Raw genomic sequence first — 11,569 nt, forward strand, 5'->3', positions numbered from 1 at the left:
CCCTCTCCCGGTGAGAGAGGGCGTGATAACACTCTTAGTTACGGAACGGGTTAGAACCGCTGCTTGCTGGTGCCGTGCTACGCGCGGCCGCTGGCTGTGCGGCAGGGGCGCTGCCGTTAGCGTTGAAGTTATCAACGGCGGCAACCTGCTCCGGGTTTTCCGGCGCAACGCTGTCCGGAGAGGTAGAGACCGGTTTGCCCAGCGCGCTGTTCAGCATCTGCAGGTCTTGCTCGTTCAGCGTACCCAGAGCCTGCTTAATGTTCAGCTGGTTGATCAGGTACTGATAACGCGCGCTGGAGAGCTGCTGTTTCGCGTTGTACAGCGTGGTGGTCGCGTCCAGCACGTCAACGATGGTGCGGGTACCAACGGAGTAACCCGCTTCCATCGCGTCCAGGGAGCTCTGTGCAGACACCACGGCCTGTTTATAGGCGTTGATGCTACTGATAGACGCGTTCACGTTGTTGAAGGACGAACGCACGGTCTGCACCACGTTGCGGTGCGCGCTTTCCAGCTGCTCGCTCGCGCCAACAAAGTTGTACTGCGCCTGTTTCACCTGAGAGTTTACCTGACCGCCCTGGTACAGCGGCAGGGAGAAGCTCAGGCCCACTTTGTTCTGACCCATATTGCTGTCGTCATACTGGGCAGAATTGGTTTTAGAGCCGCTGTAGGTCGTGTCAGAAACGCCGGTGGACGCGCTCAGGCTCAGGGTTGGCAGATGGCCGTCCTGCGCCTGACGAATTTGCTCGCGGGCTAGGTCCTGGCTCAGACGCGCCTGCAGCAACGTCAGGTTGCGGTTTTCCGCCTCTTTCAGCAGGGCGTTAACGGCCTGCGGCTTATCCGTTTTGAAGCTGTCGACGTTCAGGGAAGCCAGCTCAGGATAGTAATTCCCGGTCACCTGGCGCAGGGATTCCAGCGCGTTGTCGAGGTTATTACGCGCGGTTACTTCGTTGGCCAGCACGGTGTCGTACTGTGAACGGGCGTTCTGCACGTCGGTGATCGCCACCAGACCCACATTGAAGCGCTGGGTGGTTTGATCTAACTGGCGGTAGATCGCCTGTTTCTGCGCTTCGGTGTAGGAGAGCGCGTCAATGGCGCTCAGCACGTTGAAGTACGCGGTGGCAGTATTCAGGATCAGCGTTTGCTGGTCGGTCTGATAGGTCACATCCTGGATGCCCGCGCTCTTTTCCTGCAGGGTCAGGGCGCGCCATTTGGACATATCAAACAGCGTCTGTGTTAATTGCAGTGAGGCGCTGGTAGCATTGGAGTTAACGCCGTTAGCGTCGCGGAAACCGTTGCTGTAGGTATAATCTGCACCTAAACCTAACTGCGGCAGCAGTGGGCTACGCGCTTCGTTAATCTTTTCAAACGCAGCATCACGATCGGCCGCTGATTTACGTAAATCAGGGTTGCCCAGACGTGCCTGCTGGTAGACCTGTAACAGGTTTTCCGCCTGGCTCATTGCACTGAAGCCCGTCAGGCTCAGGCCGATAAGGATGGGGAGCAATTTCTTCATTTGCATTCCTTGTTGTGAAGCAGTATTAGCGCTGATCTAATTAAAAAATAATTGCCGATTCTAACAGAATCATCCACACCAAAAGGTTGGCGTTACGTGCCATCTGGCGGTAATTTGCACCAATCTACCATATAGCCTTACAAACGGCAGCCAAACAGCCTTGAAATTCATAATTTCATCACCATTGCTACCAGGACTCGACTCATGCAAAAACCAGAAAAGTTGCCCGTGACATTCGCCAAAAACGATGTAGAAATTATTGCACGAGAAACGCTTTATAGCGGTTTTTTTTCGATGGATCTTTACCGTTTCAGGCATCGCCTGTTCAACGGTGAAATGAGCGGCGAAATCAGACGTGAAATTTTTGAGCGCGGGCATGCGGCTGTCTTGCTACCCTTTGACCCAGTGCGTGACGAAGTCGTGCTGGTGGAGCAGATCCGCATTGCCGCGTATGACACCAGTGAAAGCCCGTGGTTGCTGGAGATGGTGGCAGGGATGATCGAAGAGGGCGAGTCGGTTGAAGACGTCGCCCGTCGCGAGGCGCTGGAAGAGGCCGGGCTGGTGGTAGGCCGCACAAAACCGGTGTTGAGCTATCTGGCGAGTCCGGGTGGCACCAGCGAACGCTTATCCATTTTGGTGGGCGAAGTGGACGCCACGACCGCAGAAGGTATTCACGGTCTGGCTGATGAAAACGAAGATATTCGGGTTCATGTGGTGAGCCGGGAACAGGCTTATCAGTGGGTAGAAGAGGGGAAAATCGACAACGCAGCGTCTGTCATCGCCCTGCAATGGCTGCAGCTGCATTATCAGACATTACGAAACGAGTGGAAAAAATGAAGCGCTATACGCCTGACTTCCCAGAAATGATGCGCCTGTGCGAAACCAATTTCGCACAGCTGCGCCGCCTGCTGCCGAGAAACGACGCACCCGGCGAAACGGTAAGCTATCAGGTGAGCAACGCGCAGTATCGGTTAACGATAACAGAATCAACGCGCTACACTACGCTGGTGGAAATAGAACAAACAGCGCCCAGCATCAGCTACTGGAGCCTGCCGTCGATGACGGTGCGTCTCTATCATGACGCGATGGTCGCTGAAGTGTGTTCAAGTCAGCAGATCTTTCGCTTCAAGGCGCGGTATGATTATCCGAATAAAAAGTTGCATCAACGCGACGAAAAGCATCAAATTAACCAGTTTTTAGCCGACTGGCTAAGATATTGTTTAGCACATGGAGCAATGGCGATTCCGGTTTGTTAGCGTCATAAACCTACCTAAGGACACCATTTGGAAAGCCTGTTGAACCTGACTGTTGCTGGTGGGGCGCCAGTCAGGATATTACAAATCACCGATACCCACCTTTTTGCCGAAAAGCATGAAACTTTGCTGGGGGTTAATACCTGGGAGAGTTATCAGGCGGTACTGAGCGCCATTCACGCTGAACATCGCGACTGCGACCTGATTGTCGCAACGGGCGATCTGGCGCAGGACCAGTCCTCCGCGGCCTACCAGCATTTTGCTGAAGGCATCGCGAGCTTTAGCGTGCCTTGCGTCTGGCTGCCCGGAAACCACGATTTCCAGCCCGCAATGTACAGCTCCCTTCAGGATGCGGGGATTTCTCCGGCGAAGTGCGTATTTGCGGGTGAACAGTGGCAGATCCTGCTGCTGGACAGCCAGGTATTTGGCGTCCCGCACGGTGAATTAAGCGAGTTTCAACTCGACTGGCTGGAGACCAAACTGGCTGCCGAACCTGAACGTCATACGCTGCTGTTGCTCCATCATCATCCGCTGCCGGCGGGCTGCAGCTGGCTGGATCAGCACAGCCTGCGTAACTCCGCGGCGCTGGATAGCGTGCTGGCGAAATACCCGCGCGTGAAACACCTGCTGTGCGGACACATCCATCAGGAACAGGATCTCGACTGGAACGGACGCCGCATGCTGGCGACGCCGTCAACCTGTGTGCAGTTTAAGCCGCACTGCGCCAACTTTACGCTGGATACCATCGCGCCAGGCTGGCGCTGGCTGGAACTGCATGCCGACGGCACGCTGACCACGGAAGTCTGCCGTCTGGCAGGCGCAGAGTTCCGCCCGGATACCGCTTCAGAAGGCTACTGATGTCTACGCTCCTTTATCTGCACGGATTCAACAGCTCGCCGCGCTCCGCAAAAGCGACGCAGTTTCGCCAGTGGCTGAGCGAGCATCACCCCCACGTTGAGATGATTATCCCGCAGCTGCCGCCGTACCCGGCGGAGGCGGCGGAAATGCTCGAATCGATCGTGCTTGAACACGGCGGTGAATCCTTTGGCGTAGTCGGCTCATCGCTGGGCGGGTACTATGCCACCTGGCTCTCACAATGCTTTATGCTGCCCGCCGTTGTGGTTAATCCGGCGGTACGGCCATTTGAGCTGCTGAGGGACTTTCTTGGCGAAAACGAGAACCCCTACACCGGGCAGCAATATGTGCTAGAGTCACGCCATATTTACGATCTCAAAGTTATGCAGGTCGACCCGCTTGAAGCGCCGGATCTCATCTGGCTGCTGCAGCAGACGGGTGATGAAGTGCTGGATTACCGCCAGGCAGTGGCGTATTACGCCTCCTGCCGCCAGACTATAGAAGAGGGCGGAAACCATGCTTTCACGGGCTTTGAGGATCATTTCACCCAGATTGTCGATTTTCTTGGACTGCACAGCCACTGACAATCAATGCGAATTGCTAGTTTAAATCATGACGCAAACCTATAACGCTGATGCCATTGAGGTACTCACCGGGCTTGAGCCGGTTCGCCGCCGCCCGGGGATGTATACCGATACGACGCGCCCGAACCATCTGGGCCAGGAAGTTATTGATAACAGTGTGGACGAAGCGCTGGCGGGCCATGCCAAACGCGTTGACGTCATCCTGCACGCCGATCAGTCGCTGGAGGTCATCGACGACGGTCGCGGCATGCCGGTGGACATCCACCCGGAAGAGGGCGTGCCTGCCGTTGAGCTGATTCTCTGCCGTCTGCACGCGGGCGGTAAGTTCTCCAACAAGAACTATCAGTTCTCCGGTGGTCTGCACGGCGTGGGGATTTCCGTGGTGAACGCCCTGTCCAAACGCGTGGAAGTGAACGTCCGTCGCGACGGTCAGGTGTACAACATCGCGTTTGAAAACGGTGAGAAGGTGCAGGATCTGCAGGTTGTCGGCACGTGCGCTAAACGCAACACCGGCACGAGCGTCCACTTCTGGCCTGACGAAAGCTTCTTCGACAGCCCGCGCTTTTCCGTTTCTCGCCTGACGCACCTGCTGAAAGCCAAAGCGGTACTGTGCCCGGGCGTGGAAATTACCTTTAAAGATCACGTCAACAACACCGAGCAGACCTGGTGCTACGCCGATGGCCTGAACGACTACCTGTGCGAAGCGGTAAACGGCCTGCCAACGCTGCCGGAAAAACCGTTTGTCGGTAACTTTAGCGGTGATACCGAAGCGGTGGACTGGGCGTTGCTGTGGCTGCCGGAAGGCGGCGAGCTGCTGACCGAAAGCTACGTCAACCTGATCCCAACCATGCTCGGCGGTACCCACGTCAACGGCCTGCGTCAGGGACTGCTGGACGCGATGCGTGAGTTCTGCGAATACCGCAACATTCTGCCGCGCGGCGTGAAGCTCTCGGCGGAAGATATCTGGGACCGCTGCGCCTACGTGCTCTCCGTGAAGATGCAGGATCCGCAGTTTGCCGGTCAGACTAAAGAACGTCTGTCATCGCGCCAGTGCGCGGCGTTCGTCTCCGGCGTGGTGAAAGATGCGTTTACCCTGTGGCTGAACCAGAACGTTCAGGCGGCTGAGATGCTGGCTGAAATGGCGATCTCCAGCGCCCAGCGTCGTCTGCGTGCCGCGAAGAAAGTGGTGCGTAAAAAGCTGACCAGCGGCCCTGCGCTGCCGGGCAAGCTGGCGGACTGCACCGCGCAGGATCTCAACCGCACCGAGCTGTTCCTCGTGGAAGGGGATTCGGCGGGTGGGTCGGCCAAACAGGCGCGCGATCGTGAATATCAGGCGATCATGCCACTCAAGGGTAAGATCCTGAACACCTGGGAAGTCTCTTCAGACGAAGTGCTGGCCTCGCAGGAAGTGCACGACATCTCCGTTGCGATCGGCATCGATCCGGACAGCGAGGATCTGAGCCAGCTGCGCTACGGCAAGATCTGCATTCTCGCGGATGCGGACTCCGATGGTCTGCACATCGCCACGCTGCTGTGCGCGCTGTTTGTGAAGCACTTCCGCACGCTGGTGAAAAACGGTCACGTCCACGTGGCGCTGCCGCCGCTCTACCGTATCGACCTCGGCAAAGAGGTGTACTACGCGCTGACGGAAGAAGAGAAGGCGGGCGTGCTGGAGCAGCTTAAGCGTAAGAAGGGCAAACCAAATGTGCAGCGCTTTAAAGGGCTGGGCGAAATGAACCCGATGCAGCTGCGCGAAACGACGCTGGATCCGAACACGCGCCGCCTGGTGCAGCTGACGATCAGCGACGAAGACGAACAGCAAACCAACGCCGTGATGGATATGCTCCTCGCCAAGAAACGTTCGGAAGACCGACGTAACTGGCTGCAGGAGAAAGGGGATATGGCGGATATTGAGGCCTGATGCCCTCACCCTAACCCTCTCCCACAGGGAGAGGGAATGGATCGTAGGCCCGGTAAGCATTAGCGCCACCGGGCTTTTTTACATCAAAACTCCATCTTCACCGTAAACTGCACTTCGCGCGGGTCGCCAATCTGGTTGCCCAGGTTGTTGGTCGCAATCGACGACGTGTAGTAGGTCTTATCAAACAGGTTCTTCACGTTCACCTGCAGCGTCACCGGATACTGCAGCTTCATCTTATACGCCGCAAACGCATCAGCCACGAAATAGCCCGGCAGATAATAATCCGCACCGTTGGTCGCCGAGCGGCGGCTTACGCCGTGCCCACCGCCGCCGAGCGTCAGGGTATTCCCGGCAAACGCATTGTGAATGTCGTACGTCAGGAAGAGTGAGCCGGTGTGGCGCGGCACGTTCGGCAGCGGTTTACCCGCGTAATCCGGGTCTTCAAGCACCTTCGCGTCGGTATAGCCGTAGCTGGCGATAATATTGGTGTTCTCGGTCAGTGACCCGGCAAGATCCACCTCCACGCCCTGAGAGCGCACGCGGCCCGCGGTTTTGGCGATGGTTTCGCCCCCAATGCTTTCGGTGTACAGCACGTTGCGCTTGTGAATATCAAACAGCGCGATATTGGCGGTAATGCCGTCGAATAGATCGAACTTTGCCCCTACTTCGTACGCGTTTGAGGTTTCCGGCGGCAGGTCGCCAATGTAGCTCGCAATGGACGACTGCGGCATAAACGTCTGCGAATAGTTGGCAAACAGCGAGACTGCTGGCGTCAGTTTGTAAACCAGCCCCAGCTTCGGCGTCCACTGCTCGTCGCGGCTGTCGGTATTGACGTTAAACGGACGACCTTTGCCCGCGTACTGGGTGTAATACTGGTAGCGCAGCCCGGCGACGGCGATCCATTTATCCGTCAGGTACAGGGCATCCTGGGCGTAGGCCGAGTAGCTCTCCTGCTTGAGCGTCTGGTCGCTGTCAGCGGCGGAGACGGTTGTACACTCGTCGAGTTTGCCATAAACCGGATTATAGATATTGAAACCTTTGACGTTCTTACAGCGCATCATGTCCGTGCGCAGCAGATCGTAATTTTCATACGACACGCCGGTGAGGATCTCATTATAAAAGCCCGCGATATCCACGTTGCCCTGCAGATCCGCACGGGTGCTGTGCATGCGCTGGGTCGAGCCCTGGGTTGCATCCACCCGGCGGGTCAGGGTGCCGGTTTTTGAATCGTAGGCCATGACGCGGGCCTGGTTGTCACTGTATTTATCCTGGCTGTAGCTGTAGTCGAACTTCGCGGTCCACTGGCTGTTGAGGCGGTATTCCGCGTTAAGCTGAGCGAGATCGGACTGCCCGTCGGTCACGTTAAACGGCTCGTCAAAGCGGGTTTTGCGATCGACGTCGACGGCCTTTTTAGTGTTGAGATCGAAGATCGTTCCGCGATCGAACGGCGTCTTATAGTCGCGATGCGAATAGAGCACGGTCACGGTGGCATCATCGCCGAACCAGGTCAGCGACGGGGCGATAAAGGTGCTGCGTTCGTTGCCGAAGTTGCGCCAGTAATCCTCGTCCTGATACTCGCCCGTGAGGCGATACGCCAGGCGCGTGCCCTCAATCGGACCGGTGACATCGACCTGTCCGGTGCCGCCGCCAAAGCTGGAAGAGGTGGCAGAAATCGAGCCACCGAAGATTTTCTCCGGGCGCTTCGTGACGACGTTAATCAGGCCGCCCGGATCGAGAATGCCGTACAGCGTTGAGGCCGGGCCTTTCAGCACCTCCACGCGTTCGGTTGCGGCGTTAAAGCTGCGCGGCAGCACGGTGCGCAGGCCGTTGGTCATGATCGAGCCGTCGCGGTTTGCGCCAAACCCGCGGCGTACGAAGGCATCCTGCGTACCGCCCAGGGTGTTGGTCTGCACCACGTTGCTGACGTTATAGAGCGCTTCATCCAGCGTGGTGGCGTGCTGATCCGCCAGCACCTTATCGCTGACGGTATTCACCACCTGCGGGATATCCAGCATCGGCATGTTGGTCAACGTGGCGGTGGAGGTATTCAGCGGCTGGTAGCCGTTGGTGGCCTCCGCCGTAGCATTTGGATCGGCGGTGACGGTAAGCGTTTCGCCGTCTTTAGCCGTGGTGTCTGCTGCCTGCGACAGCGGCGCCATAAACAGCAGTGAAAAGAGCGCGCGCCCTTTTATCCCAGAGAGTGAAGGTGTGAACGTAGCCATTACAACTGTTATCCCAAAATATCCGTGAAGCACCTTCACGGAAGAACCTGTGAGTCATTGCCCTTTATGGTCTGCCCGTTAGCCAGAACTGGCATCGAACATGTAATTGAGAATCATTCAATCATGCGGAAATGTAGTAGTAAATGAAAAAAGCTAAAAATCGGCTACATCTCTGAAACGTAACGGAAAAGCACAGGGGTAATCAATTAATCAATTGAAAATTAAGTCTTTATTGTTTCACCGGCCAGTGTAATAGCACACCGTTACCCCTGGTTTTTTCAGGGTGTTTCTTCACTTGACTACTACATGGCGCGGCCTCAAACTCTCAAAAGAGAATGATTTTTATTTATATTTGTTTCCCTTTTTTATTACGTTGGCATGCACGTGGCTCACAACACGACAAAACCGGGTCTGGTTCTGGAGAATCTTTCTGCCGGTTATCAGAAAAAAATCATCGTTGATGATATTTCCCTTGCGATCCCCCAGCAGAAAATCACCGTTCTGGTGGGGGCGAACGGCTGCGGAAAATCCACGCTGCTGAGTACCATCGCGCGTTTGCTTCAGCCGCTTGGTGGCGCGGCGGTTCTCGACGGCAAGGCGATCCACGCGCAGCCGACGAAAGCCGTCGCCCGCCAGCTTGGCATCCTGCCGCAGTCTCCGCTGCTGCCGGAAGGGTTAACCGTCTTTGAGCTGGTCTCGCGCGGGCGTTTTCCCTGGCAGAACGTTATGCGCCAGTGGAGCGACGAGGACGAGCAGGCGGTGGAGGAGGCCCTGCGCCTGACCGGCACGGCCGAGTTTGCCCACATGCCCGTCGAAAGCCTGTCCGGCGGCCAGCGTCAGCGCTGCTGGATCGCCATGGCGCTGGCGCAGCAAACGCCCTATATCCTGCTGGATGAACCCACCACGTTCCTCGATCTCCGCTACCAGGTGGAGATCCTCGAACTGCTGCATACGCTGACGCGCGAGCACGGACGTACCGTGGTGGTGGTGCTGCACGATCTCAACTTCGCCGTGAGCTACGGCGATTCGCTGGTCTTTTTACGCCAGGGAAAAGTCGAGGGCGTACTGCATGAAGGGGACGCCTGCACGCCGGAGCTGATTAAAGCGGTGTTTGATGTCGACGTGCATATGTCCATCAATCCGCTGACCGGTAAACCGTTCTTTATGCCGTTTCGCCAGGTCGCAAAATAGCCATGATGCGCACCTCTCTGGCTTTCCTGATGTTCGCCCTGCTGCTGGCAACGGGTGCGATTGCCCATCTGGGGATCGGCGCCCGCTTTATCGCTCCGCAAACGGTGGTGGAGGCCATCCTCCACTTCGATCCGCGCAATTTCGACCATAACATCATCATCAAGCTCAGACTGCTGCGCCTCTGCGCCGCGATGGTGGCGGGGGCCGCGCTCGGCGTGGCGGGCGTGCTGCTGCAATCCACGATCCGCAACCCGCTCGGCGAACCGCATATTCTGGGGCTCAACGCCGGGGCGGCGCTCGCGGTGGTGCTGACGAGCGCGCTGGGGATGACGCTGCCGTTTGGGCGCCCGCTGATTGCCGCCGCCGGAGCCGCGGCGCTGTTTCTGCTGGTGCTCACGTTCTCCTCGTCCGGACGCACCGGGCTTACGCCGATGAAGGTCACGCTGTGCGGCGTGGCGATGTCGGCGTTTGCCTCGTCGATTACCGCCACGGTGCTCATCCTCGATGAACAGACGCTGCTCGCCATGCGCACCTGGCTGGCGGGGGATTTAGCGGGGGTCAGCGGTGAAACGATTGCCGCTGCCCTGTGGGTGGCTGGCGTGGGCTTTGCGCTGGCGCTCTGGCTGTCGCCCTCGCTCAACATGCTGGCGCTGGGCGACAGAATGGCGCAGGGGCTTGGCGTATCGCTGCTGAAAACGCGACTGCTTGCCCTGATGGCTATCGCGCTGCTCTGCGGTGCGGCAGTCTCCCTCGCCGGGCCGATCGGTTTTATCGGGCTCGTGGTGCCTCAGCTCGTTCGCCGTCTGGTGTCGGTCGATCTGCGCGTGATGGTGCCGCTGTCCGCCCTGTGCGGGGCGCTGGTTCTGCTGCTGGCGGATATCGCTGCCCGCACGCTGTTTTCGCCCTGGGAGCTGGCAACCGGCATCATGACCGCGCTGGTTGGCGCCCCGGTCTTTATCTTCATGGCCTCGAGGATGTTTAAATGAACCGCGCCGGACTGCGTGCGCTACGCGTTGGCGCCTTCTCGGCGCTGGTCCGCCCAAAGGCGCTGGTATGTCTGGTCATCCTGACGCTGGCCGCCTGCCTGCTGACGGGGTTAGGCCTGACGCACGGCTCTCTGCCCATCCCCACTTCCGCCATCGGGCGCGCGCTGTTTTATCCAGAAACCCTGACGTCAGAGACGCGCTACATCGTGATGGATATCCGCCTGCCGCGCCTGCTGATGGCGGCGCTGTGCGGTGGGATGCTCGGCATGGCGGGGGCGGCAATGCAGTCCATTACCCGCAATGGCCTGGCCGATCCGGGGCTTATCGGGGTGAAAGAGGGCTGTAGCGCGGCGGTACTGCTGCTGATATTTCAGTTCCCGGCGCTGGGCCTGGCCTGGCGGCCGCTGGTTGGCATGGCCGGGGGGCTGCTCACCGCGCTGCTGGTGGTGGCCCTGGCGCGCGATATCTCACGTCCGCGATTCATCCTGATCGGCATCGGCGTGTCGTGGGTCTTTGCCGCCGCAATGGGCGTCTTTATGACCACGGCGGACGTGCGCGACGTGCAGACGGCGATGCTGTGGCTGGCGGGCAGCATCCACGCGGCAAACTGGACGCTGGTCTGCATTGCCGCTGCCTGGGCGCTTCCGGCGTTTGCGCTGCTGCTGTTTACCGCCCGCGCTGCGGACGTGGCGCTGCTTGGTAACCACACCGCAGCGGGCCTTGGCGTGCGCACAAACCGGCTGGCGCTTCTAAGGGTTCTCGCCCCGGTAGTGCTGACGGCGGCCTGCGTCTCCTGCGTGGGCAGCATTGGTTTTGTCGGGCTGATTGCGCCGCACATGGCGCGCCTGCTGCTCCGCGGCGGGCAAACGGCGCTCCTGACGGGTAGCGCCGTGCTGGGGGCGCTGCTGGTGCTACTGGCGGATAACGTCGGGCGGCTGGCATTCCTCCCTCTGCAGCTACCGGCGGGAATTGTGATTTCACTGATTGGCGGACCGTTTTTCCTGCTGCTGCTCTGGCAGCGTCGGGACAGATTTTAGGGGATTA

General features: G+C 58.5%; 10 protein-coding genes. 8 read left to right on the top strand and 2 right to left on the bottom strand.

Features of this window, described 5'->3' with window-relative positions; all coding sequences use genetic code 11:
- Positions 1-34: 34 nt before the first annotated feature.
- Positions 35-1,513, bottom strand: coding sequence for an outer membrane channel protein TolC (gene tolC / locus IM273_RS08805; protein WP_028014444.1), 1,479 nt, complete (start codon positions 1,511-1,513; stop codon positions 35-37).
- Positions 1,514-1,717: 204 nt separating this feature from the next.
- Between tolC and nudF the strand changes: the two genes are divergently transcribed.
- The 5 genes from nudF to parE are packed head-to-tail and all read left to right on the top strand — an operon-like array spanning position 1,718 to position 6,126.
- A complete protein-coding gene (nudF, locus tag IM273_RS08810; protein WP_193050827.1) occupies positions 1,718-2,350 on the top strand; it encodes an ADP-ribose diphosphatase in 633 nt (210 codons plus the stop codon).
- Complete coding sequence (locus tag IM273_RS08815; RefSeq protein WP_003862516.1) at positions 2,347-2,769, top strand: DUF1249 family protein; 423 nt, start codon at positions 2,347-2,349, stop codon at positions 2,767-2,769. The genes nudF and IM273_RS08815 overlap by 4 nt, the downstream gene beginning before the upstream one ends.
- A gap of 27 nt (positions 2,770-2,796) precedes the next feature.
- Positions 2,797-3,624, top strand: a complete 828-nt coding sequence (gene cpdA / locus IM273_RS08820) for a 3',5'-cyclic-AMP phosphodiesterase (RefSeq protein WP_028014441.1) — start codon at positions 2,797-2,799, stop codon at positions 3,622-3,624.
- Positions 3,624-4,205, top strand: a complete 582-nt coding sequence (gene yqiA / locus IM273_RS08825) for an esterase YqiA (RefSeq protein ID WP_041908103.1) — start codon at positions 3,624-3,626, stop codon at positions 4,203-4,205. The genes cpdA and yqiA overlap by 1 nt, the downstream gene beginning before the upstream one ends.
- A 28-nt stretch (positions 4,206-4,233) precedes the next feature.
- The gene (gene parE, locus IM273_RS08830; RefSeq protein ID WP_028014439.1) at positions 4,234-6,126 is read left to right on the top strand and encodes a DNA topoisomerase IV subunit B; all 1,893 of its coding nucleotides are present in this window, start codon (positions 4,234-4,236) and stop codon (positions 6,124-6,126) included.
- Between the two features lie 83 nt (positions 6,127-6,209).
- On the opposite strand, the gene IM273_RS08835 is transcribed toward parE, so the two are convergent.
- On the bottom strand, positions 6,210-8,348 hold the full coding sequence (locus tag IM273_RS08835; protein ID WP_047367385.1) for a TonB-dependent siderophore receptor: 2,139 nt from the start codon (positions 8,346-8,348) through the stop codon (positions 6,210-6,212).
- 384 nt (positions 8,349-8,732) lie between these two features.
- Between IM273_RS08835 and IM273_RS08840 the strand changes: the two genes are divergently transcribed.
- The 3 genes from IM273_RS08840 to IM273_RS08850 are packed head-to-tail and all read left to right on the top strand — an operon-like array spanning position 8,733 to position 11,562.
- Positions 8,733-9,539 (top strand): ABC transporter ATP-binding protein, encoded by an 807-nt coding sequence (locus IM273_RS08840; RefSeq protein WP_193050826.1) that lies wholly within the window; start codon positions 8,733-8,735, stop codon positions 9,537-9,539.
- A 2-nt stretch (positions 9,540-9,541) separates the two neighbouring features.
- A complete protein-coding gene (locus IM273_RS08845) occupies positions 9,542-10,525 on the top strand; it encodes an iron ABC transporter permease (protein ID WP_048959956.1) in 984 nt (327 codons plus the stop codon).
- Entirely contained in the window at positions 10,522-11,562 is a 1,041-nt protein-coding gene (locus IM273_RS08850) for an iron ABC transporter permease (protein ID WP_193050825.1), read from the top strand. Before IM273_RS08845 ends, IM273_RS08850 begins: the two co-directional genes overlap by 4 nt.
- Positions 11,563-11,569 lie beyond the last annotated feature (7 nt).

It is taken from the genome of Enterobacter cloacae complex sp. P13B, from assembly GCF_014895915.1.
Taxonomy (GTDB): Bacteria; Pseudomonadota; Gammaproteobacteria; order Enterobacterales; family Enterobacteriaceae; genus Enterobacter; species Enterobacter bugandensis.

Bases quoted from the DNA above. Each gene is read 5' to 3' on its own strand.
- IM273_RS08850 (WP_193050825.1), top strand. From the start codon at position 10,522: ATGAACCGCGCCGGACTGCGTGCGCTACGCGTTGGCGCCTTCTCGGCG.
- yqiA (WP_041908103.1), top strand. From the start codon at position 3,624: ATGTCTACGCTCCTTTATCTGCACGGATTCAACAGCTCGCCGCGCTCC.
- tolC (WP_028014444.1), bottom strand. From the start codon at position 1,513: ATGAAGAAATTGCTCCCCATCCTTATCGGCCTGAGCCTGACGGGCTTC.
- nudF (WP_193050827.1), top strand. From the start codon at position 1,718: ATGCAAAAACCAGAAAAGTTGCCCGTGACATTCGCCAAAAACGATGTA.
- IM273_RS08845 (WP_048959956.1), top strand. From the start codon at position 9,542: ATGATGCGCACCTCTCTGGCTTTCCTGATGTTCGCCCTGCTGCTGGCA.
- parE (WP_028014439.1), top strand. From the start codon at position 4,234: ATGACGCAAACCTATAACGCTGATGCCATTGAGGTACTCACCGGGCTT.
- IM273_RS08835 (WP_047367385.1), bottom strand. From the start codon at position 8,348: ATGGCTACGTTCACACCTTCACTCTCTGGGATAAAAGGGCGCGCGCTC.
- IM273_RS08815 (WP_003862516.1), top strand. From the start codon at position 2,347: ATGAAGCGCTATACGCCTGACTTCCCAGAAATGATGCGCCTGTGCGAA.